The sequence below is a fragment of the Chitinophaga sp. G7 BAM 1005 genome (genome assembly GCF_057126945.1).
The window spans coordinates 2,822,718-2,846,123 of the sequence record NZ_CP181478.1; the positions used below are offsets into that span (position 1 = coordinate 2,822,718).

The following is a 23,406-nucleotide window of genomic DNA, read 5'->3' on the forward strand; positions in this document are numbered from 1 at the left end:
TAACCTATTCACCATTAATGCCCTTTACCTATGGGTTATAGAAAATTAAATATTCTCTGTTACAGTGTATGCTGTGTACTGTTGATGCTGCTGGGAACGATTCATGTGGCAAACGCACAGGTAGAGTCTTACCAGAAAAGGCTACAGGGAAAGATAAAAAAAGGCGATACCCTTGTTATTAAGGATGAAAAATTCCGGAATGATGCCTTTGACTGGAAATCGATCAATAACAAGCTTGTAAGTAACGTCGTTACTTTCGGATTGTACAGGGATTCTACTTACCGCATTGATAAGCCTTTCAAGTGTGAGCTTGATCTGAAAATAGAATACTGGAGTCAGCCCGACCAGGACGATCCCATCACCATTGAGCATGCGCGGTTGAATATTGATTATGATACTGCGTGGCTGGCGCCCTACCAGGGAGAAAATATTTATTCTTTTACCAATGCCTATAAGGTAAAATTAACGGTCAACGATATCACGAGCAAAGAGCTGGGTACGGATCTGCCGGCAATTTTTTCGTTGAAAGGAGAGGTGATAGTAGACCGGCAGTATACCTCCAGTAAGGAAGGGGAATTGTCGATGACAGCATTTTTTAAATCCGGGGAAACGGAAGCTGCTCCCAAAAAACAGGGAAGAGCGGCCATGATGCCCATGGGTGCTACAGCCAATACGCCACCTTTAACGGGTATTATAAACGTTAACTGGAATGAGATCATACCCGGGCAGGAATATGACCTGGAGTGGACCTATATCGACGATGAATCCACCAATGGGCAGTTCATCACTGCAAACCGTTCCTCGATAACGGATGCGCAACTGGAAGCAATGTTCCGGAATAATTCCACCCGTATCACCACCGATCAGCATAACTACGATATCACGCTTTTGCATAGCAGCAAATACCTGTTGCTCCGTATCCGTTATGTGATCTATGTAAATGGTTTCCGGGAAGAACATCCCTGGGTTTACCAGGCAAAGCTGGCAAGTGGGGAAGTAGCCAGGGTACTGGATCTGAGCTGGCATCAACCTGGCTTTAACTGGCAATTCAGCGCCAGTTATGCGGAAGGGGGTAAGAAAAAAGAAGTAGTCGCTTATTTTGATGGGATTTTAAAGAACCGGCAAACGGTTACTATCAACAACGCAGATAAGAATGCAATATTGCAGGAGAATGTGTATGACGAGTATGGAAGGGTGGCAGCTAATATTTTGCCTGCACCTATTAACGCTACTGCTTTAACGTATTATGGGAGGCAAAATCTAAACGCGCTCAATAAAGTATATTCCTACAAGGATATTTACAACAACAGCACAGGTAGCTGCGTTGTAAAGCCAGCGCCGTTGGGAACGACAGGAGGAGCCGGTATGTACTATTCATCCGCCAACCCTTTTAAAGCGATGGATGCATCGATGAACTATGTTCCTGATGCCAACGGGTATCCTTTTGCGGTTACTGCCTATACCAATGATAATACAGGTCGTGTGCGGGTAAAGGGTGGAGTGGGAGATGTAATGCAGCCTAACCAGGACGAGGCATTGAATCATGCTACCAGGTACTTCTATGGAAAACCTGTACAATGGGAGCTGGACCGGCTGTTCGGTTCGAACGCGGGAAAAGCTTCGCACTTTTTGAAGAATATGACCATTGACCCCAATGGGCAGATCAGCATCAGCTATCTGAATGCTTCCGGTAAGCCGGTGGCCACTGCTTTAAGTGGCGGATCGCCCGGTAATGTGTTACCCCTGGCTTCAAAAGGGGTAACAGAACTGGTGGATGTGCCGGTCCTGGAACCAGCGTCTTTTGTGTTTGATCAGCAGGAACTGAAATTGAGGGGGGCCGCTACCTATCTCTGTGCGGTGCCGGATCATAATGCCAGCATCAGGTACCGGATAGATAAACTGATCAAGAAGTATAAAGAGAATGCGGTAGAGATCTGCAGTAATTGTTACTATGAACTGAAGATTGATGTGTATGATGATTGTAATAACAAGGTAGATGCGAATATAACACCGATTAAGATTGGGAGTCTTGCTCCCAACTGTGCGGACGATGGTAGTGTAGAAAACAGCTTTGTGGTAGACCTGGGAAAGGCCGGCGAGTATAGCATCCGCTTTGAATTGTCGCTGAACCCTGATGTCATTGCTGCCTATACCGATGACTTTATCAAGCGTAACACCAATTTGCAGCCGGAGTTCTATTTTATTATCAACCAGTTGAGAACAACTGATTTCACCGGCTGCGTGAGTGATTGTCATACCTGTGAAGTAGCGCTGGGTACAAAAGCGGAATTTCAACAAAGGGTCTGGCAGCGGATTGCCGACAATCAGGTGAATGCGACCTTGTACACCAATGACATAAATAACTGGAGCGGCCCCTTGTACGACATATTGAAGATGAGGTGCACTATTGCCTTGTTGAACTGCGTACCTGATCCATGTAAGGAGTTAAGAGAAACCCTGAAGCAGGATGTAAGTCCGGGTGGACAGTATGCGCAGTTCGACAGCTATGGCCGGCCGCTGGAACAGGCTGTGAATATCCTGGCAATTTATTTCAGAACAATATTCCCGGTCGATACTGTTGGTGGTTCCCGTTATGAGTCAACCAAGATTATCAATGTTGATGGGATAAGTATATCGCCCTGTGATGCCAACTTTACATTGGAGGACCTGGTGAAGAACTGGAGACCGGAATGGACAGATCTGTTTTTGCCATATCATTGGGAGTATTGTGCCCTGCAAAGCTGTGAAAGCCTGTCTGCTGTGAAGCGTTGGGATGAAAAGATCACTTCCCTGTGTTTAAAAGCATCGGACCTTCCAAAATATGTGGGTAGTAATTATGATCGTACTAATCCGACCTGGTTACTGAATGCCGATCCTTTTATGACAAACAGCGCAGCACAGCCCTACATCGCGAGTTTTGTTAACGATCTTAACAACTATTCCAGGAACCGGACGCCGTATAAAAGCAGCACTTACAATAACAAGAATATCTGGCAGTATGTTGATTATCTGCTCTATTGTGCCGACAGCACAGGGAATACCAATGCTACTGCAGATGTAACTTTTGTATCCCGCTGGAATAACTGTGTACCACAGACGCAGTGTCGGGTACCTGACAGGGAATGGCTGGCTTACGCGGAGTATTATTTCCAGTTGAAGGAGATCTATTATCAGCGTATCCGCGATGCGACGTGCGGTGATATCTGTAAAATAGGTCGTCCGTTGCCGATGCTGGGAGAAAGTTGTGCCACCGTGTCAGACTTTTCTTTCGCAGAAGATTCATTGGGCAATTGCAGTGCTGGAACAAAGCGGGTGCGGGTTAATTTCGAAGGAAACCGTTTTGCTATGGAAACGCGGGTGGCTGTTACATATTCCACAGGGACAACCAATACTTCGGAGATATTAATATTTGGTGCAGGAGATCGATATAAGACCATATGCATTCCACAATATCTTCCTTTGAGTGTGTTAAAAGTTGATTCGGTTTATTGCAGGAACAGTGGGGCTGTGTCTTTCCCTCCGAAAGGGGCGGTTGCGGTGCCATGTAGGACGGATTATACGGTGGCGGTGGATATTATAATACATAGTACATTAGGTTATAAGATAACATTTTTGTCTCCGCTATCAACTGATGTTGAGTATGTATTTACTCTGAAAATTGGGACAAATCCAAACAATATAGTTACTGTTAAGATGAACCCACCTGATCCGGTTTATATTGGGTCAGTCTATATTGGTACTGATAGTCCAACGCCGGCAGAACAGCAAATTACGGTACTTTCTTATACCTGTAACGACCCCACCGGCGGCTGCTCTCCTTTATTCAGGAATAAGATTTCCCGTATGGAGAGAATAGACTATGATCAGACTTTCTCCATGAATCCGGATTCTTTAAGGAACGATGGTTTTGCGCAGGTAGCAAATCTGGTGGCAGACAATTGTGCTAATAATGCAGATGTATGGATGTCGCAATTGGAGGAAGGACTTAGTGGATATACTTCTGCCGCGAAAAATGTACTTCGTCAGAAATTGATTGAAGTGTGCAAACTGGGTGGGGATACTGCTCACTTAAACGGTGCGAGTGCGGCAGTGCCTGGTGCTACTGCGGAGGGTTATCGTTCCTTCAAGGATGTGATGTTGGGTGTATTGGGCGCAGGTAGTATTACAATGAAGAATAATCCCTGGATTCTTTCCGGGCCATATCCATTTAATGTGAAAGCACAAACAGCAGAAGCGGTTATCGGCAACACAAACCCGGCTATCTGCGCCCGTTTGAGTGCTTTGCAGGCAACCTATAACAGCAGTGCTGCGGGACGCACATTCTTGAAATACCTCACAGATACGTATGGCAGTGCGATGAATCTCAAACAGGAGGAGTTGGATCAGCTGATAAAAAGTTGTGGTAACTGCCGGTATCTGCTGACCAGCCAGCTTACACTGCCGGTATTCCTGGAAGTAAATACAAAAGGATGTATTACACCTGCTGAGTTCACTGCCGGAATGACGGCTCTTAACCAGGAGCCATGGTCAGGCGGACTGGACAACACGAAGGATAATTATGAAACCATTGTGGCCACTTATCTGAACCACCGCTGGGGCTTTTCGCTGGGATATTCGGATTATGATGACTACAGGCAGAAGGTAACGGCGGGTACTTCGGCGTTGCTCTGCAATGAACCGGTATTCAGGTCAGTAACCCCTGATCCTGCTGAGTGTTTGATGGGAATGATAGATGGAGCAATTGCGGGTGGTCGTCGTCGTTATGTAGTATATATTGATTCTGTACGACAGGATTTCCGTAGACAATACGTTACCGTATGTGCTGCTACAAGGGCTACTGCTAATCTGAAAACGCAGCAGCAGCTTTATCATTTCACGCTTTATTATTATGATCAGGCGGGTAACCTGGTGAGAACCGTACCACCGGAAGGGGTGGATGTACTGAGTGCAGCGAGACTGAACACCACTACCACGGAAGTTCCTGCTGACTTTACCTGTAATTACAATGGAGATAACGTCAATACAAGTCTGCCATTAACATTGACGGAGTTGACTAACTCCCTGAATATTCAAACCGGCGTAGCAGTAGAAATGTGGATTAAAGGCCGGCCAACGGGAGCTACCCAGGTGTTGACTCCTACCTCCAATAATAATTACTTCTTTACTACCTGCATTAGCAGCACCTATTGCTATATCTCGATTTATAAGATGAATCCGGAGACTAATGCTATCAGTATTGCAAGGAGTAGTCATATAGCGGTGCCCATTACGGCTTTTAGCGGTGGCAACTGGCTACACCTGGTAGTACAGGGACCTAATTTGATGGATGGGGTACTGAGTACTTATGTAAATGGTCAATTACTGAATAATGATACGAAAGCACCGCCAGCGCCTTGCGCCTGGGAGATTACGGTTGGTACAGGCGGAGTATCTATCACCAATGATCTCAGTGATCTGAAGCACTTAAGAACATATAACCGTCAGCTTACGGCCGATGAAATATGGATCAACTCCCAGGAGCCTTGTATGGCACAGATGGCGGGCCTGGACGCGAAGCGTTTCTGGGGTCGTTTTAATGTACCGGCTAACGGTGCGCCGGGAACGGTAGGTGGTCCGAATTCCAATACTGAAGTACGGCCTATGCCGGTGCAGCCTCAACACAGGCTTGCTACCGATTATGCCTATACTTCTTTAAACCAGGTATCGAAACAGAAGACTCCGGATGCCGGTGTCAGCGGTTTCTGGTACGATTACCTGGGAAGACTGATTGCCTCACGAAATGCAAAACAGTGGGCCCGAAATAACAATTATAACTATTCAGTATATGATGAACTCGGCCGTATTACAGAGAATGGCGAGGTTTTTAGTAACGTCAGTATTTTTGAACCTGGTTTTATTATAAACTATGGGGATCTATTGGTGAGTCCCGTTTCAAATCCTGAGCGCATTTATACTTTCTACGACAGCCCCATGCTGCCCTCCGGCTTGGGTACACAGGATAACCTTAGAAATAGGGTCTCAGCTCAGTACCGGTATGTTGCCGCCTCTACAGGAGGAACTACGACTGATAATTTTGTTTACAGCTATGATCTGCTTGGGAATGTGAAAACGTTCTGGCATGGGAATGGGTTGTCCGACTACAAACGGACAGATTACAATTATGACCTGATCAGTGGAAAAGTGAATGCGGTTCGTTATCAGCCCGGAAAAGATGATCAGTTCTATTATGCCTATACATATGATGCAGAAAACAGGTTAGTAGAGGCAAAATCCGGTATCAGCAGTGTATCTGTCGACAAGTGGGAGATTAGTGGTGCAGTTACAGATGCCTTCTATCGCTACTATAAACATGGCCCACTCAGCCGCATGGAGTATCTTCGTAATGCCATACAGGGTATAGATTACGCCTATACGTTGCAAGGTTGGTTGAAAGGTGTTAACGGCAACTATCTATCGCCAGTATCCGATATGGGAAGGGATGGTGACCCTTCGGGAACGAAGGCGCATTTTGCCAAAGACGTAGCCTCGTATTCACTGGATTACTTCCAGGGTGACTATACTCCTATTGGCAAGCCTCCCACTGTTACGAATCCGTTCGCATTGGAATGGGAGAGTAAGGCCGCTGATATTGCAGGTCAGGATTTGTATAATGGGAACATCGCCCGTTCAGAGCTTGCCCTGAAAGGCATAAACGGAGGGAATCCGATAGGCTATAGCTACCGCTACGACCAGTTGAACCGGTTACGAACCATGCGTCAGCATACACTAGTGGGAGGGGCCACCACCTGGGAAATGGGTACTACTCCTCCAACACCCTATGCAGAAGATATTACTTATGATGCCAGCGGTAATATTCTCACGTATAACCGTAATAATATGAGCGGTGCGCCGATGGACCGGCTCACTTATAACTATCCGCGGAATGGTGGTGGGCAGCTTACCCGTAACCGGTTGAGATATGTCAGGGATGGGATCACATTGCCACTTTATCCAGGTGTCGATATTGGAAATCAGGCTCCAGCTGTAGAAACAGCAAGTGAGATTGGGAATGTAACGGGTGACGCCTACCAGTATGACGAAATTGGTAACCTGATAAAGGATGGAAACGACGTATCTGAAATAGAATGGAATATTATTGGAAAAATCAAGAGCTTTAAGAAAGGAACGCTTAAAACAGAGTATTTTTACGATCCGGTAGGTAACAGGTCGAGGAAAGTGGTGGAAACGTCTGCACAAAACTTTACTACCACCTTTTATGAAAGGGACGTAAACGGGAACGTGTTAGCTACCTACGAACATAAAACAGGGTCAGCAGATATCATATGGAAAGAGCAGTATCTTTATGGTAGCAGCCGTCTGGGTGTGTGGAAGCCTAATATGAAACTGGGTTCTACCGCTACAAAGGATGCCCTGTGGACCGCAGTTAATAACCGGGAATACGAGATTACGAATCACCTGGGAAATGTGCTGACGACGATTACGGACAACAAGACACCAACAGGTAGCGTGTATGATGTGACGCTTAGCAGTGCCGTGGATTATTCGCCGTTTGGAATGCAGTTGGTTGGAAGGAAGATGAATGGAGGTGGTTATCGTTATGGGTTTAATGGGAAGGAGAATGATAATGAAATCAAGGGGGAAGGGAATAGTTTAGACTTCGGAGCAAGGATATATGATCCAAGGATAGGAAAGTTCTTGTCTATAGATCCATTAACTCCGAAATACCCAGAGCTTACACCATATCAGTTCGCAAATAACAGCCCTATACAAGCTATAGATCTTGATGGCCTAGAGGCAGTTTTACCAGCTAATGCTTATAAAGGGTCATCCCTACAGGGCATAGAAAAGGCATCAGATATTAGTATGAAATATTTGAAAGGGGCTGCTAAGGCTGTAATGAATTGGGCAGAGAAGGTTAATCCTTGGAATGTTTCAGAGCAAAGATTTAATGAGAGAGCAGAAGAGTTTGGAGGATTAGTGCAAGCTGTTAGGCATCCAGTGCAAGCGGCAGGTAATATTAAGGCTGCGGTGAAAGATTGGGGAGGAAGAGTGGTAAGTGATAACCCAGAGGTTGCAGGTTATGCGTTTGGCCAAGGGTTATCTTTTGCAGGAGAGCTTTATTTGGGGAAGAGGTTTGCATCTCCGGCTATGGCTAATTATGAAGGAAATAGCATCCTGCGCAAAGCACTGAAAGATGGAGTGAAAATTATTATAGCAACAACAGAAGATGATAAGGCTTATTTAAGATCAATGGGGGCACAGGCGCTGTATATGGATGGTGAAGGAAGAGGAGGAAGCATACTAATTAGTAACGGAGCATCTCGGCCTCAAATTTTAGAGGAAGCAATCCACCATCAACAACGATTAAAGTATGGTGCAGAGTATGTACAGGATGTTCTAAATAAGGCTCGTTTAGAAATAGATGCTCAAGACCAACTGTTAAGGATTGGTAAGAAAGAAGGTTGGTCTACTTCTGAGATTTCTGAAATTCAAAAAGCAAAGGGGAGTTGGCAGGATCATTTAAAGAAGCTGGAGGCTAAGAAGTCATCTAATTAAGATACTATGGAAATAGAGGTTTTAAAAATTTATAATACAAGTTTGGGTATGATTGGGATTTTAGAATTTCCTGATGGGATTATACCTAAAGTTAACATGAAGTTGAAGAAAGGAAAGGATGTTTATTTAATAAGAGGGATAGCCTTTAATCAACCTATAGAGTTTGAAGGAGATAGTAATTACGCTTGTATCCTGGATGTTCAAGGATCAATTATTAACGTTGGCGATATCTTAAAAGTTGAATAAAATATTAATTTTTACTTCGATAAATAATGGGGTTTGTCTACGACTAACCCCATTATTTATGAGCAAAAGCCTTCTTTGTCCTGGCGTTTTGTAACAGGCTATCAATAGTATATAAAATGCAGTGTTTATCTTCTTCAGGCAATGAGCTGATCTCATTAAGGCGCTGCAACATGGCCGGATCTTTAAATGTATTACTGTTGGCAGCTTCGCCCAGTAAATAACCCACCGTTGTGTCCAAGAGTCGGGCTAAGGTTTTAGCCACTTCAATGGAAGGGAGCATCTCATCACGTTCATACTTACCCACGACAGTATAAGAAGTCTTCATTTGTTTTGCCAACTCTTGCTGGGAAAGGTTTTTAGCTTCCCTGCACTCTCTAACTCTTTTACCGAAAGTAGCCATTTTTAAACTGGATTAGGTACTAAATGACCGTATAATACGGTGTTTGTACAAATATATAGTACTTAAAGGCTACAGAAAAATCTGAAAAAGTTTGTCAAATAAATATGATTAAGTATGTTTGTATCGGATTAGGTACAAAAAATATTTTTTCTATGTTGACAAGCAGTAATAGACAAATCAAACTACAACCCAAACACCGGGATCAATCAGGCACTCATACAGTAGTGCCGTGGCTCAATATCAGCGGTGTGTGGTTAGAGGAACTGGGTTTTAAAGTGGGTGATATGGTAAAAATTACCACCCGTGACCGGTTGCTGATCATAGAGCCACTGGAAGGAACAGAGCAGGCCGCGCATGAATATAAGTCTGCCTTACAGGAAATGAAGCAGGCGTTGAAAAAGCTGGCGCAATGAACATACAGGAGATCAAACAGCAGCTTACGTTATCGTCTGTATTGCAGCACTACGGCTTAAAGCCAGATAAGCACCTGCGGTTACAGTGTCCGTTCCATGATGATAAAACGCCGAGCCTGCAGGTGTACTATAAAACGCATACCTGTTATTGTTTTAGTTCTAACTGTAAAACACATGGCAAGGCATTAGACGTGATCGATTTTGTGATGCATAAGGAAAGCTGCAGCAAACATGAGGCTATCCAGAAGTGCAAACAATTAATCGGTGGCCCCGTATATCAAACTTACGTTCCCTCACCGCCCGGTATATCTATACTGGGCAATATGTTTATCTATTTTAGGAATGCGGTACATCACAGCAAGCCAGCGCAGGAGTATATACGTAGCCGCGGGCTGGATGCTACTGTTTTAGAGATCGGTTATAATACGGCGCAGTTCCATCATGGTAACCGCAGAGATGAAACCTTTATCCGTTGCTGTGTAGATGTAGGGTTGTTATCGCCGTGGGGTACTAATAGCCGTGATGGCGGGCAGGCTTATAAACCTTTTGCTAAGTACTGTATCGTGTTCGCGTTGCGTGACCGTAGTAACCAGGTGTGTGGTCTGTACTTCCGCAGTACTATTAATGATGAAGATCAGAAACACTTTTATTTAAAAGAGCGTCGGGGTCTGTATCCTGGCTATCCTAAAGTTGAAACTGAGCGTTTAATCCTTACCGAGGCTATTATAGATGCTGCTACTCTACTACAGCAGTCCGCTATTACAAAGGATTACAGTGTATTATCCTGCTACGGAACCAATGGTTTTACACAGGAACACTGGACAGCAGTTAAATCCTTGCCATCCTTAAAGGAAATCATTTTTGCCTTTGATGGTGACGAAGCAGGTAGTAAAGCGGTCGCTAAATATGCGGCAGTGCTGCGTGAGCAGCTGCCGTATATTGTTATTACAACGCTTACCGTTCCTGCTGGCGAGGATATTAACAGCATGGCCTTATCCCATGAACCGGATATTTTTGTTCACCTGCTTAGTGAACGGAAAGATTTTTTTCTTTCATCTGAAAGTAAAACACCGGAACCCGCTACGTTGGCTGCTGGAAAGGAGCAATTACCTGGAGGTCTGGATACTACGAATCCTTATAAACTATGCTATAGTACAGAGGGTATATCTTATTATGTGCAGGGTGGCATCAGCAAGCAGTTGGATAGTATGAAAGTAACACTAGTGATAGAGCGGAAGGATAACAGCCAGAAAAGCCGTAACAAGTTGGATCTGTACGAAGATAAGCAAGTGGATAAACTGAGCAGAGAGGTGAGCGAAAAACTATTGCTTGATAAATCCTTGTTGGATGCGGATCTGTACCGGTTAACGGATCTTCTGGACGAATACCGGGAAAAGGCTCTTATTAAACCGGGCGGGGATACCGGGTCTGTTACAGGTGTGTATCCCCTTACGCTACAGGAACGTACAGTATCCGAAAGTTTTTTAAAGGCACCTGATCTGATCACCAGATTAAATGATCTGTTAGGACAGGCGGGCATAGTAGGAGAGGAAACGAACCGTTTATTTTTACTGCTGATCGCTATCAGTTATAAGATGCCCGAAACCCTGCACGCGCTGATACAAGGTAGTAGCGGTAGTGGAAAGACGCGGTTGTTAAAACAAATATCTGATTGCATCCCGCAGGAGAAAGTCACGAAGTTAACCCGCGTCAGTGATAAGGTGTTGTATAATTACCCGGAACATTATTTTGTAAACCGGTTGTTATGCCTTGAAGATATAGACGGGCTGAGCGAGGAAGCAGAGTTTGCGTTCCGGGAGTTGCAGAGCAACGGAGAGCTGAACAGTGCTACCAGTATCAAGCTGGATAATGGACAGATCACCAGCGGCCAGAAAACAGTAAAGGGGCCTATTGCCTCTCTGGCCTGTACTACGCGGGGAGAAATATATGAGGACAATATGAGCCGTGTGTTCCTGTTGGCAGTGGATGAAAGTACAGAACAGACCGGTCGCATTATTAACTATCAGAACAGTAAGGCATCCGGAGAGATCGACGGTAAGAAAGAGCAGGAAACAAAACAGTTTATACAAAATCTTGTACGCTGTTTACAGTCGTGCCAGGTGGTTAATCCTTATGCCAGTAAGTTACAGTTACCACAGGACGCACATAAGATCAGGCGTTTAAATGACCTGTTTTTAAACTTTGTAAAAATGGTAACACAGGTACATCAGTACCAAAGAAAAAAAGATAGTAAGGGTCGTTTAATTACAGAAATATCCGATCTTGAAACGGCGGTAGCTATTATGTTCGATAGTATTGTGCTGAAGGTGGACGAGTTAGATGGAAGTCTGCGGCAGTTTTTTGAGCAGCTGAAGTGCTGGCTACGCAAGGAGTACAGCGAAAATTATAAAACGGCTGTTTTTAGTCTGCGGGAAGTTCGTCAGGGAATGCGTTGTAGTAAAATGCAGGTGTTCCGTTGTTTTAATGATCTTGGGCGCCTTGAATATGTACGTCAGCAGGGCGGCCATGCTAACCGCGGGTTTACCTATCAGGTCATCTACTGGGATAATTACGAAGCCTTACGGGCAAGGGTGAAGCAGCACCTGCAAACGCAAATCGACCTGCTTAGAAATGTTACGCCAGCCGCCTCTATGTTACACCAGTGAAACACCAGCGAAACGCCAGAATCTTCTGCCATAGCCTAAATGTGCGCTGGCGTAACGTGTAACAAAAAAGTGTTCAAGCCCCCTTTTAGAAAAGTATCATACCTATACCGGAATCACCGTATCGTTAGCCCTTCCTTTTATTTTATCACAAAATAATATCATTAGTTATGTACCCGATCATAGATAGCTTTAAAAGCTATCTGTCCGTACTGGGATACAGCAGCACTACGCAAAGTATGCTGTCTGCGTGTATCCGTGACTTTTTGGAGTATGGGCAGTATAGCAGTATACAGCAGATCCAGCCAGTAGATATTAGCGTGTTTTATGAATGGCTGCATGAACGGCCGCTAAAACGTGGTGAAGGCGGCGCCTTGAGCGAAATGATGATCAGTCATTACGTGTATGCGTTAAAGGTATTTTTTAGCTGGCAGCTTGAAACCGGAGGCATTGCCAGTAATCCGGTTAGTTTATTGAAATTTAAAAGTCCAGGACGCGGCCATCGGGAACCCTTAACAGCGGGGGAAATAGAAGCCTTGTTTGCTGTGGCAGTCACCTGCAGGGAACATGCTATGCTGCATCTGTTTTATAGTTGCGGGCTAAGGCGTAGCGAGGCCGTACGGCTGGGGTTATCCGATGTTCACTTTAGACAGCGGTTACTATATGTAAGGTCCGGCAAGGGTGACAGACGGCGGGTAATCCCGTTAACGGAGCGGGTTGCGGTTAGTCTGGAGCAATATGTATTACAGGAGCGGGGTAGGGCCAGGTATACCGGTACTGCATTTATGCTTAATAACATGGGTAGGGCTATGCGTGGTGATAGTTATGCGACCCTGCTTAAATCTTTATTGCGCAAAGCAGGTATGCGGAAGTGTATCAGCCTGCATCATCTGCGCCATAGTATAGCTACCCATCTTTTACAAAGTGGTATGAGCATGGAGTATGTACGTGACTTTTTAGGACATAAATGCCTTGAATCCACGCAGATCTATGCGCGGCCCGGATCACATCAATTACAAGCCTTATGACACTATATGAATATCTTGAAAAGCACTACACACCTGCTACGGTGGAAAGTTATCACCGTGAAATATCTATCTTTTTAAGTACTTACACAGCTGCACCTATGGCTACTTATGCAGAGTTAATCGGTTACTTAAGTGTTTTACGAGAGCGTTATAATAATGCTGCCACCTTAAACCGCATCCTATGTAGTATTAAAGTGTACTATGATTATTTATGTAGCACCGGTAGCCGTAATGATCATCCTGCCCGTTCTATCCTGCTCAGGGATCAGCGTAGCCGTGATGTACAGTTGCAGGATCTGTTTACCGGGGAAGAACTGGAAAAGTTATTGGGCCGTAAAGAGCGTTATCGGGCGTTGTATTGCCGTAACCGGGTGTTAGTGGGGCTATTAATCTATCAGGGATTAAAACCGCAAGAAATGGCCGCTGTATGCTTTACAGACGTGAATCTGGAAGCAGGGAATATCTACATAAGATCTACTCCTACTACTAACAGTCGTACATTATCATTAAAGCCCAGTCAGATCCTGTTGTTATATACCTGGTTGCAGCAGGTGCGTCCGCAGTTATTAAAGAGCGCTGATAGCGCTGCACTGCTGATCGGCCACAGAGGGCGCCCCATGAGTGCGGATGATATAGTAAAGCATGTAATCAAGAGTTACAAAGATGCTTATCCCGGACGGGCAGTAACGGCGCAGGCTATACGTGGCAGCGTGGTAGCTAACCTGCTGGCTCAGGGCCATGATATTAGTGTTGTGCAGCAGTTCGCAGGGCATAAATATCCATCGAGTACAGAACGCTATAAACAAAGCGGGGTAGAGGTGTTAAAAGTCGCGATAGAACAGTATCATCCGATGAGATAAACCCCGCCCGTGCTGATATGGAATAATGCTTCTTTAGCAGTGTAAAGCCCTGGCATGTGAAAAGGTCTCCCTCTGGCCGTCGGCGGCAAAAACCCGCGCCAGGGCTCCGCTGCGCTGCGCCCTGTCACGGTTTTTGCGCGCTCGCCGTCCGCCGGTCGGGTAGCCTGCCAGTCTGGCGGGCTGTTTTTAAGGAAGGTTGCCTCTGTGGTCGCCAGCCTTCGGCTACCTCATTTTTGTCCGCCCCCTGCCGTCCCCCCGGGCCTTGCATTTTTGATTTTGCCGTCCGCTAGCGCTCCCGGCGAGACAAAGGTCGAAGGCGCGGCCTGCTGTGGCTCCGTTTGTGCAAGGCCCTTCCGCTGCGCTCCAGGGCCTGCACAAACTCTCACCCCAGCGGCCCGGGGGGAATGGCGGGCGGGGGCGGAGTATCGCTTCTTAAAAAACGAACAGATAAACGTGCGTACGTTAAGGATGGTAGCTTCGTGGGAACGGTTCCGCGGAGAATAAGACTGCGCGAACACCAGCGCCAGTCCCCTGATCACCTGTAGTACTATCTTGCTTCCGTCCTGGTAAGATGATGTGATCAGCAGCAGAACATAGGCTGGACGGTAGTTCTATGGCCATCTTCTGAATATAACATGAGCGGCAGTAACACATCATCTTACCAGGACGGTTACCTGCATTTTACCCGCCTGCATTTTTTTCTTTCAAATGGGAAAACAGATGAAATAAAAAGATATATTTATAGTAGTTCTTTGATTATTCGCCGTTTGGAATGCAGTTGGTTGGAAGGAAGATGAATGGAGGTGGTTATCGTTATGGGTTTAATGGGAAGGAGAATGATAATGAAATCAAGGGGGAAGGGAATAGTTTAGACTTCGGAGCAAGGATATATGATCCAAGGATAGGAAAGTTCTTGTCTATAGATCCATTAACTCCGAAATACCCAGAGCTTACACCATATCAGTTCGCAAATAACAGCCCTATACAAGCTATAGATCTTGATGGCCTAGAGGCAGTTTTACCAGCTAATGCTTATAAAGGGTCATCCCTACAGGGCATAGAAAAGGCATCAGATATTAGTATGAAATATTTGAAAGGGGCTGCTAAGGCTGTAATGAATTGGGCAGAGAAGGTTAATCCTTGGAATGTTTCAGAGCAAAGATTTAATGAGAGAGCAGAAGAGTTTGGAGGATTAGTGCAAGCTGTTAGGCATCCAGTGCAAGCGGCAGGTAATATTAAGGCTGCGGTGAAAGATTGGGGAGGAAGAGTGGTAAGTGATAACCCAGAGGTTGCAGGTTATGCGTTTGGCCAAGGGTTATCTTTTGCAGGAGAGCTTTATTTGGGGAAGAGGTTTGCATCTCCGGCTATGGCTAATTATGAAGGAAATAGCATCCTGCGCAAAGCACTGAAAGATGGAGTGAAAATTATTATAGCAACAACAGAAGATGATAAGGCTTATTTAAGATCAATGGGGGCACAGGCGCTGTATATGGATGGTGAAGGAAGAGGAGGAAGCATACTAATTAGTAACGGAGCATCTCGGCCTCAAATTTTAGAGGAAGCAATCCACCATCAACAACGATTAAAGTATGGTGCAGAGTATGTACAGGATGTTCTAAATAAGGCTCGTTTAGAAATAGATGCTCAAGACCAACTGTTAAGGATTGGTAAGAAAGAAGGTTGGTCTACTTCTGAGATTTCTGAAATTCAAAAAGCAAAGGGGAGTTGGCAGGATCATTTAAAGAAGCTGGAGGCTAAGAAGTCATCTAATTAAGATACTATGGAAATAGAGGTTTTAAAAATTTATAATACAAGTTTGGGTATGATTGGGATTTTAGAATTTCCTGATGGGATTATACCTAAAGTTAACATGAAGTTGAAGAAAGGAAAGGATGTTTATTTAATAAGAGGGATAGCCTTTAATCAACCTATAGAGTTTGAAGGAGATAGTAATTACGCTTGTATCCTGGATGTTCAAGGATCAATTATTAACGTTGGCGATATCTTAAAAGTTGAATAAAATATTAATTTTTACTTCGATAAATAATGGGGTTTGTCTACGACTAACCCCATTATTTATGAGCAAAAGCCTTCTTTGTCCTGGCGTTTTGTAACAGGCTATCAATAGTATATAAAATGCAGTGTTTATCTTCTTCAGGCAATGAGCTGATCTCATTAAGGCGCTGCAACATGGCCGGATCTTTAAATGTATTACTGTTGGCAGCTTCGCCCAGTAAATAACCCACCGTTGTGTCCAAGAGTCGGGCTAAGGTTTTAGCCACTTCAATGGAAGGGAGCATCTCATCACGTTCATACTTACCCACGACAGTATAAGAAGTCTTCATTTGTTTTGCCAACTCTTGCTGGGAAAGGTTTTTAGCTTCCCTGCACTCTCTAACTCTTTTACCGAAAGTAGCCATTTTTAAACTGGATTAGGTACTAAATGACCGTATAATACGGTGTTTGTACAAATATATAGTACTTAAAGGCTACAGAAAAATCTGAAAAAGTTTGTCAAATAAATATGATTAAGTATGTTTGTATCGGATTAGGTACAAAAAATATTTTTTCTATGTTGACAAGCAGTAATAGACAAATCAAACTACAACCCAAACACCGGGATCAATCAGGCACTCATACAGTAGTGCCGTGGCTCAATATCAGCGGTGTGTGGTTAGAGGAACTGGGTTTTAAAGTGGGTGATATGGTAAAAATTACCACCCGTGACCGGTTGCTGATCATAGAGCCACTGGAAGGAACAGAGCAGGCCGCGCATGAATATAAGTCTGCCTTACAGGAAATGAAGCAGGCGTTGAAAAAGCTGGCGCAATGAACATACAGGAGATCAAACAGCAGCTTACGTTATCGTCTGTATTGCAGCACTACGGCTTAAAGCCAGATAAGCACCTGCGGTTACAGTGTCCGTTCCATGATGATAAAACGCCGAGCCTGCAGGTGTACTATAAAACGCATACCTGTTATTGTTTTAGTTCTAACTGTAAAACACATGGCAAGGCATTAGACGTGATCGATTTTGTGATGCATAAGGAAAGCTGCAGCAAACATGAGGCTATCCAGAAGTGCAAACAATTAATCGGTGGCCCCGTATATCAAACTTACGTTCCCTCACCGCCCGGTATATCTATACTGGGCAATATGTTTATCTATTTTAGGAATGCGGTACATCACAGCAAGCCAGCGCAGGAGTATATACGTAGCCGCGGGCTGGATGCTACTGTTTTAGAGATCGGTTATAATACGGCGCAGTTCCATCATGGTAACCGCAGAGATGAAACCTTTATCCGTTGCTGTGTAGATGTAGGGTTGTTATCGCCGTGGGGTACTAATAGCCGTGATGGCGGGCAGGCTTATAAACCTTTTGCTAAGTACTGTATCGTGTTCGCGTTGCGTGACCGTAGTAACCAGGTGTGTGGTCTGTACTTCCGCAGTACTATTAATGATGAAGATCAGAAACACTTTTATTTAAAAGAGCGTCGGGGTCTGTATCCTGGCTATCCTAAAGTTGAAACTGAGCGTTTAATCCTTACCGAGGCTATTATAGATGCTGCTACTCTACTACAGCAGTCCGCTATTACAAAGGATTACAGTGTATTATCCTGCTACGGAACCAATGGTTTTACACAGGAACACTGGACAGCAGTTAAATCCTTGCCATCCTTAAAGGAAATCATTTTTGCCTTTGATGGTGACGAAGCAGGTAGTAAAGCGGTCGCTAAATATGCGGCAGTGCTGCGTGAGCAGCTGCCGTATATTGTTATTACAACGCTTACCGTTCCTGCTGGCGAGGATATTAACAGCATGGCCTTATCCCATGAACCGGATATTTTTGTTCACCTGCTTAGTGAACGGAAAGATTTTTTTCTTTCATCTGAAAGTAAAACACCGGAACCCGCTACGTTGGCTGCTGGAAAGGAGCAATTACCTGGAGGTCTGGATACTACGAATCCTTATAAACTATGCTATAGTACAGAGGGTATATCTTATTATGTGCAGGGTGGCATCAGCAAGCAGTTGGATAGTATGAAAGTAACACTAGTGATAGAGCGGAAGGATAACAGCCAGAAAAGCCGTAACAAGTTGGATCTGTACGAAGATAAGCAAGTGGATAAACTGAGCAGAGAGGTGAGCGAAAAACTATTGCTTGATAAATCCTTGTTGGATGCGGATCTGTACCGGTTAACGGATCTTCTGGACGAATACCGGGAAAAGGCTCTTATTAAACCGGGCGGGGATACCGGGTCTGTTACAGGTGTGTATCCCCTTACGCTACAGGAACGTACAGTATCCGAAAGTTTTTTAAAGGCACCTGATCTGATCACCAGATTAAATGATCTGTTAGGACAGGCGGGCATAGTAGGAGAGGAAACGAACCGTTTATTTTTACTGCTGATCGCTATCAGTTATAAGATGCCCGAAACCCTGCACGCGCTGATACAAGGTAGTAGCGGTAGTGGAAAGACGCGGTTGTTAAAACAAATATCTGATTGCATCCCGCAGGAGAAAGTCACGAAGTTAACCCGCGTCAGTGATAAGGTGTTGTATAATTACCCGGAACATTATTTTGTAAACCGGTTGTTATGCCTTGAAGATATAGACGGGCTGAGCGAGGAAGCAGAGTTTGCGTTCCGGGAGTTGCAGAGCAACGGAGAGCTGAACAGTGCTACCAGTATCAAGCTGGATAATGGACAGATCACCAGCGGCCAGAAAACAGTAAAGGGGCCTATTGCCTCTCTGGCCTGTACTACGCGGGGAGAAATATATGAGGACAATATGAGCCGTGTGTTCCTGTTGGCAGTGGATGAAAGTACAGAACAGACCGGTCGCATTATTAACTATCAGAACAGTAAGGCATCCGGAGAGATCGACGGTAAGAAAGAGCAGGAAACAAAACAGTTTATACAAAATCTTGTACGCTGTTTACAGTCGTGCCAGGTGGTTAATCCTTATGCCAGTAAGTTACAGTTACCACAGGACGCACATAAGATCAGGCGTTTAAATGACCTGTTTTTAAACTTTGTAAAAATGGTAACACAGGTACATCAGTACCAAAGAAAAAAAGATAGTAAGGGTCGTTTAATTACAGAAATATCCGATCTTGAAACGGCGGTAGCTATTATGTTCGATAGTATTGTGCTGAAGGTGGACGAGTTAGATGGAAGTCTGCGGCAGTTTTTTGAGCAGCTGAAGTGCTGGCTACGCAAGGAGTACAGCGAAAATTATAAAACGGCTGTTTTTAGTCTGCGGGAAGTTCGTCAGGGAATGCGTTGTAGTAAAATGCAGGTGTTCCGTTGTTTTAATGATCTTGGGCGCCTTGAATATGTACGTCAGCAGGGCGGCCATGCTAACCGCGGGTTTACCTATCAGGTCATCTACTGGGATAATTACGAAGCCTTACGGGCAAGGGTGAAGCAGCACCTGCAAACGCAAATCGACCTGCTTAGAAATGTTACGCCAGCCGCCTCTATGTTACACCAGTGAAACACCAGCGAAACGCCAGAATCTTCTGCCATAGCCTAAATGTGCGCTGGCGTAACGTGTAACAAAAAAGTGTTCAAGCCCCCTTTTAGAAAAGTATCATACCTATACCGGAATCACCGTATCGTTAGCCCTTCCTTTTATTTTATCACAAAATAATATCATTAGTTATGTACCCGATCATAGATAGCTTTAAAAGCTATCTGTCCGTACTGGGATACAGCAGCACTACGCAAAGTATGCTGTCTGCGTGTATCCGTGACTTTTTGGAGTATGGGCAGTATAGCAGTATACAGCAGATCCAGCCAGTAGATATTAGCGTGTTTTATGAATGGCTGCATGAACGGCCGCTAAAACGTGGTGAAGGCGGCGCCTTGAGCGAAATGATGATCAGTCATTACGTGTATGCGTTAAAGGTATTTTTTAGCTGGCAGCTTGAAACCGGAGGCATTGCCAGTAATCCGGTTAGTTTATTGAAATTTAAAAGTCCAGGACGCGGCCATCGGGAACCCTTAACAGCGGGGGAAATAGAAGCCTTGTTTGCTGTGGCAGTCACCTGCAGGGTATAATGGTCCCCGAAAAAAGGTCCGGTATTTAAGATAGAAAAAATCATCTTAAATTGCCAAAGTAATGACTAAAAAGAGCAGACGTAAATTTACCGGGGACTTCAAAGCAAAAGTTGTATTAGAAGCCCTGAAGGAGCGCAGCACAATTGAGGAGCTGGCGAAGAAGTATGAGCTACACCCAACACAAATAAACACGTGGAAACGGGAAGCTGCCGCGAAATTGGCTGGAGCATTTGACTCTGACGCTCCCACCAGCAATAGCGAAGACCAGGAGGCACAAATGGAGAAACTATATGCCCAAATCGGTCAATTGAAGGTGGAGAATGATTTTTTGAAAAAAAAAGTTGCGGTGAAGTCACTAGTCTCCCGTAGAAAAATGATTGAATCTTCAAATCCATCAATAAGTATTCGTCAGCAATGTCGGCTATTGAGCTTGCATCGTAGTGGATTATACTACCAGCCGCTTGCAGAAACGGAGGAGAATCTGACAATAATGCGCTTGCTTGATGAGCAGTACTATAAGACTCCATTTTTCGGGGAACGGAAGTTAAAGATCTGGTTGCGTGGCCTGGGATACTTCGTCAACCGCAAGCGGCTTGGCCGCTTAATGAAGCTAATGGGCTGGGAGACGTTATATAAAAGACCTGGTACGAGTGATCCGAATACATCACATAAGGTATACCCCTATTTACTTAAAGGGTTAGCGATTACGAGGGCCAATCAGGTATGGGCAACGGACATTACTTATGTGCCCATGCGTAAAGGCTTCATGTACCTTTGTGCGGTAATTGATTTGCATACCCGGTACGTAGTAAATTGGAGTGTCAGCAATACGATGACTGCAGACTGGTGTAAAAGCGTAGTTGAAGAAGCGATAGCGACAAGTGGTAAACCTGAAATATTCAATACTGATCAAGGGAGCCAGTTCACCAGTGAAATATTTACCAGCATCCTGAAAAAGCATGAAATACAGATCAGTATGGATGGAAAGGGAAGAGCGATTGACAATATTTTTGTTGAGAGGTTATGGAAAAGCGTGAAGTATGAAAATATTTATTTGAACGTATACGAAGACGGAGTAAGTTTGTATCAAGGATTGCAACAGTACTTTGAGTTTTATAATACAGAGCGCTTCCATCAATCACTGGGATACAAAACACCAGCGGATCTTTACAGAAAGATTGCTGCCTAGCCCCTGACGGGGCTTGTGCTAACAAAACAGATGCGCAGGCGCATCCATTTTGTTAGCACTTGAAAAAGCTTAGATCTACAAATTATCGGTCCTGACATTGGGGACCATTATAGGGAACATGCTATGCTGCATCTGTTTTATAGTTGCGGGCTAAGGCGTAGCGAGGCCGTACGGCTGGGGTTATCCGATGTTCACTTTAGACAGCGGTTACTATATGTAAGGTCCGGCAAGGGTGACAGACGGCGGGTAATCCCGTTAACGGAGCGGGTTGCGGTTAGTCTGGAGCAATATGTATTACAGGAGCGGGGTAGGGCCAGGTATACCGGTACTGCATTTATGCTTAATAACATGGGTAGGGCTATGCGTGGTGATAGTTATGCGACCCTGCTTAAATCTTTATTGCGCAAAGCAGGTATGCGGAAGTGTATCAGCCTGCATCATCTGCGCCATAGTATAGCTACCCATCTTTTACAAAGTGGTATGAGCATGGAGTATGTACGTGACTTTTTAGGACATAAATGCCTTGAATCCACGCAGATCTATGCGCGGCCCGGATCACATCAATTACAAGCCTTATGACACTATATGAATATCTTGAAAAGCACTACACACCTGCTACGGTGGAAAGTTATCACCGTGAAATATCTATCTTTTTAAGTACTTACACAGCTGCACCTATGGCTACTTATGCAGAGTTAATCGGTTACTTAAGTGTTTTACGAGAGCGTTATAATAATGCTGCCACCTTAAACCGCATCCTATGTAGTATTAAAGTGTACTATGATTATTTATGTAGCACCGGTAGCCGTAATGATCATCCTGCCCGTTCTATCCTGCTCAGGGATCAGCGTAGCCGTGATGTACAGTTGCAGGATCTGTTTACCGGGGAAGAACTGGAAAAGTTATTGGGCCGTAAAGAGCGTTATCGGGCGTTGTATTGCCGTAACCGGGTGTTAGTGGGGCTATTAATCTATCAGGGATTAAAACCGCAAGAAATGGCCGCTGTATGCTTTACAGACGTGAATCTGGAAGCAGGGAATATCTACATAAGATCTACTCCTACTACTAACAGTCGTACATTATCATTAAAGCCCAGTCAGATCCTGTTGTTATATACCTGGTTGCAGCAGGTGCGTCCGCAGTTATTAAAGAGCGCTGATAGCGCTGCACTGCTGATCGGCCACAGAGGGCGCCCCATGAGTGCGGATGATATAGTAAAGCATGTAATCAAGAGTTACAAAGATGCTTATCCCGGACGGGCAGTAACGGCGCAGGCTATACGTGGCAGCGTGGTAGCTAACCTGCTGGCTCAGGGCCATGATATTAGTGTTGTGCAGCAGTTCGCAGGGCATAAATATCCATCGAGTACAGAACGCTATAAACAAAGCGGGGTAGAGGTGTTAAAAGTCGCGATAGAACAGTATCATCCGATGAGATAAACCCCGCCCGTGCTGATATGGAATAATGCTTCTTTAGCAGTGTAAAGCCCTGGCATGTGAAAAGGTCTCCCTCTGGCCGTCGGCGGCAAAAACCCGCGCCAGGGCTCCGCTGCGCTGCGCCCTGTCACGGTTTTTGCGCGCTCGCCGTCCGCCGGTCGGGTAGCCTGCCAGTCTGGCGGGCTGTTTTTAAGGAAGGTTGCCTCTGTGGTCGCCAGCCTTCGGCTACCTCATTTTTGTCCGCCCCCTGCCGTCCCCCCGGGCCTTGCATTTTTGATTTTGCCGTCCGCTAGCGCTCCCGGCGAGACAAAGGTCGAAGGCGCGGCCTGCTGTGGCTCCGTTTGTGCAAGGCCCTTCCGCTGCGCTCCAGGGCCTGCACAAACTCTCACCCCAGCGGCCCGGGGGGAATGGCGGGCGGGGGCGGAGTATCGCTTCTTAAAAAACGAACAGATAAACGTGCGTACGTTAAGGATGGTAGCTTCGTGGGAACGGTTCCGCGGAGAATAAGACTGCGCGAACACCAGCGCCAGTCCCCTGATCACCTGTAGTA

Annotated in this window: 15 protein-coding genes and 1 pseudogene; 14 read left to right on the top strand and 2 right to left on the bottom strand. The window is 45.1% G+C overall.

What is annotated here, in order from left to right:
• Nucleotides 1–30: 30 nt before the first annotated feature.
• Together ACMXI2_RS11135 and ACMXI2_RS11140 are read left to right on the top strand one after the other, a co-directional pair.
• Entirely contained in the window at nt 31–8,556 is an 8,526-nt protein-coding gene (locus tag ACMXI2_RS11135; RefSeq protein WP_483781667.1) for an RHS repeat domain-containing protein, read from the top strand.
• Between the two features lie 6 nt (nt 8,557–8,562).
• A complete protein-coding gene (locus ACMXI2_RS11140) occupies nt 8,563–8,802 on the top strand; it encodes a hypothetical protein (protein ID WP_483781668.1) in 240 nt (79 codons plus the stop codon).
• Nucleotides 8,803–8,854: 52 nt separating this feature from the next.
• Here ACMXI2_RS11140 and ACMXI2_RS11145 read toward each other — a convergent pair whose 3' ends face one another.
• Nucleotides 8,855–9,202 carry a helix-turn-helix domain-containing protein gene (locus tag ACMXI2_RS11145; protein ID WP_483781669.1) on the bottom strand — a complete coding sequence of 116 codons (348 nt, stop codon included), beginning with the start codon at nt 9,200–9,202 and terminating at the stop codon, nt 8,855–8,857.
• Between the two features lie 152 nt (nt 9,203–9,354).
• On the opposite strand from ACMXI2_RS11145, the gene ACMXI2_RS11150 reads away from it, so the two are divergent.
• The 6 genes and pseudogenes from ACMXI2_RS11150 (at nt 9,355) to ACMXI2_RS11175 (ending at nt 16,186) form a co-directional block, all read left to right on the top strand.
• Entirely contained in the window at nt 9,355–9,615 is a 261-nt protein-coding gene (locus ACMXI2_RS11150) for a SymE family type I addiction module toxin (protein ID WP_483781670.1), read from the top strand.
• The gene (locus tag ACMXI2_RS11155; protein ID WP_483781671.1) at nt 9,612–12,281 is read left to right on the top strand and encodes a CHC2 zinc finger domain-containing protein; all 2,670 of its coding nucleotides are present in this window, start codon (nt 9,612–9,614) and stop codon (nt 12,279–12,281) included. The genes ACMXI2_RS11150 and ACMXI2_RS11155 overlap by 4 nt, the downstream gene beginning before the upstream one ends.
• Before the next feature lie 167 nt (nt 12,282–12,448).
• Nucleotides 12,449–13,306, top strand: a complete 858-nt coding sequence (locus ACMXI2_RS11160) for a tyrosine-type recombinase/integrase (RefSeq protein WP_483781672.1) — start codon at nt 12,449–12,451, stop codon at nt 13,304–13,306.
• The gene (locus ACMXI2_RS11165; protein WP_483781673.1) at nt 13,303–14,166 is read left to right on the top strand and encodes a tyrosine-type recombinase/integrase; all 864 of its coding nucleotides are present in this window, start codon (nt 13,303–13,305) and stop codon (nt 14,164–14,166) included. Before ACMXI2_RS11160 ends, ACMXI2_RS11165 begins: the two co-directional genes overlap by 4 nt.
• A 769-nt stretch (nt 14,167–14,935) precedes the next feature.
• Nucleotides 14,936–15,940 (top strand): annotated as a pseudogene (locus ACMXI2_RS11170) (RHS repeat domain-containing protein); the annotation flags it as partial.
• A 6-nt stretch (nt 15,941–15,946) separates the two neighbouring features.
• Entirely contained in the window at nt 15,947–16,186 is a 240-nt protein-coding gene (locus ACMXI2_RS11175; RefSeq protein ID WP_483781668.1) for a hypothetical protein, read from the top strand.
• 52 nt (nt 16,187–16,238) lie between these two features.
• Here the strand turns inward: ACMXI2_RS11175 and ACMXI2_RS11180 are convergent, their stop codons facing one another.
• Complete coding sequence (locus ACMXI2_RS11180) at nt 16,239–16,586, bottom strand: helix-turn-helix domain-containing protein (protein ID WP_483781669.1); 348 nt, start codon at nt 16,584–16,586, stop codon at nt 16,239–16,241.
• A gap of 152 nt (nt 16,587–16,738) precedes the next feature.
• On the opposite strand from ACMXI2_RS11180, the gene ACMXI2_RS11185 reads away from it, so the two are divergent.
• The 6 genes from ACMXI2_RS11185 (at nt 16,739) to ACMXI2_RS11210 (ending at nt 22,859) form a co-directional block, all read left to right on the top strand.
• Nucleotides 16,739–16,999: a SymE family type I addiction module toxin gene (locus ACMXI2_RS11185; RefSeq protein WP_483781670.1), complete on the top strand. Its 261-nt coding sequence runs from the start codon at nt 16,739–16,741 to the stop codon at nt 16,997–16,999.
• On the top strand, nt 16,996–19,665 hold the full coding sequence (locus ACMXI2_RS11190; RefSeq protein WP_483781671.1) for a CHC2 zinc finger domain-containing protein: 2,670 nt from the start codon (nt 16,996–16,998) through the stop codon (nt 19,663–19,665). Before ACMXI2_RS11185 ends, ACMXI2_RS11190 begins: the two co-directional genes overlap by 4 nt.
• Before the next feature lie 167 nt (nt 19,666–19,832).
• On the top strand, nt 19,833–20,231 hold the full coding sequence (locus ACMXI2_RS11195) for a hypothetical protein (RefSeq protein WP_483781674.1): 399 nt from the start codon (nt 19,833–19,835) through the stop codon (nt 20,229–20,231).
• Nucleotides 20,232–20,292: 61 nt separating this feature from the next.
• Entirely contained in the window at nt 20,293–21,420 is a 1,128-nt protein-coding gene (locus tag ACMXI2_RS11200) for an IS3 family transposase (RefSeq protein WP_483781675.1), read from the top strand.
• Between the two features lie 96 nt (nt 21,421–21,516).
• Complete coding sequence (locus ACMXI2_RS11205; RefSeq protein WP_483782396.1) at nt 21,517–21,999, top strand: tyrosine-type recombinase/integrase; 483 nt, start codon at nt 21,517–21,519, stop codon at nt 21,997–21,999.
• Nucleotides 21,996–22,859 (top strand): tyrosine-type recombinase/integrase, encoded by an 864-nt coding sequence (locus ACMXI2_RS11210; protein ID WP_483781673.1) that lies wholly within the window; start codon nt 21,996–21,998, stop codon nt 22,857–22,859. The genes ACMXI2_RS11205 and ACMXI2_RS11210 overlap by 4 nt, the downstream gene beginning before the upstream one ends.
• Nucleotides 22,860–23,406 lie beyond the last annotated feature (547 nt).

What these genes read in the sequence shown, in the direction of transcription:
- ACMXI2_RS11155 (WP_483781671.1), top strand. Translation starts at nt 9,612, where the DNA reads ATGAACATACAGGAGATCAAACAGCAGCTTACGTTATCGTCTGTATTG.
- ACMXI2_RS11160 (WP_483781672.1), top strand. Translation starts at nt 12,449, where the DNA reads ATGTACCCGATCATAGATAGCTTTAAAAGCTATCTGTCCGTACTGGGA.
- ACMXI2_RS11135 (WP_483781667.1), top strand. Translation starts at nt 31, where the DNA reads ATGGGTTATAGAAAATTAAATATTCTCTGTTACAGTGTATGCTGTGTA.
- ACMXI2_RS11210 (WP_483781673.1), top strand. Translation starts at nt 21,996, where the DNA reads ATGACACTATATGAATATCTTGAAAAGCACTACACACCTGCTACGGTG.
- ACMXI2_RS11190 (WP_483781671.1), top strand. Translation starts at nt 16,996, where the DNA reads ATGAACATACAGGAGATCAAACAGCAGCTTACGTTATCGTCTGTATTG.
- ACMXI2_RS11180 (WP_483781669.1), bottom strand. Translation starts at nt 16,586, where the DNA reads ATGGCTACTTTCGGTAAAAGAGTTAGAGAGTGCAGGGAAGCTAAAAAC.
- ACMXI2_RS11140 (WP_483781668.1), top strand. Translation starts at nt 8,563, where the DNA reads ATGGAAATAGAGGTTTTAAAAATTTATAATACAAGTTTGGGTATGATT.
- ACMXI2_RS11185 (WP_483781670.1), top strand. Translation starts at nt 16,739, where the DNA reads ATGTTGACAAGCAGTAATAGACAAATCAAACTACAACCCAAACACCGG.
- ACMXI2_RS11145 (WP_483781669.1), bottom strand. Translation starts at nt 9,202, where the DNA reads ATGGCTACTTTCGGTAAAAGAGTTAGAGAGTGCAGGGAAGCTAAAAAC.
- ACMXI2_RS11175 (WP_483781668.1), top strand. Translation starts at nt 15,947, where the DNA reads ATGGAAATAGAGGTTTTAAAAATTTATAATACAAGTTTGGGTATGATT.
- ACMXI2_RS11195 (WP_483781674.1), top strand. Translation starts at nt 19,833, where the DNA reads ATGTACCCGATCATAGATAGCTTTAAAAGCTATCTGTCCGTACTGGGA.
- ACMXI2_RS11200 (WP_483781675.1), top strand. Translation starts at nt 20,293, where the DNA reads ATGACTAAAAAGAGCAGACGTAAATTTACCGGGGACTTCAAAGCAAAA.
- ACMXI2_RS11150 (WP_483781670.1), top strand. Translation starts at nt 9,355, where the DNA reads ATGTTGACAAGCAGTAATAGACAAATCAAACTACAACCCAAACACCGG.
- ACMXI2_RS11165 (WP_483781673.1), top strand. Translation starts at nt 13,303, where the DNA reads ATGACACTATATGAATATCTTGAAAAGCACTACACACCTGCTACGGTG.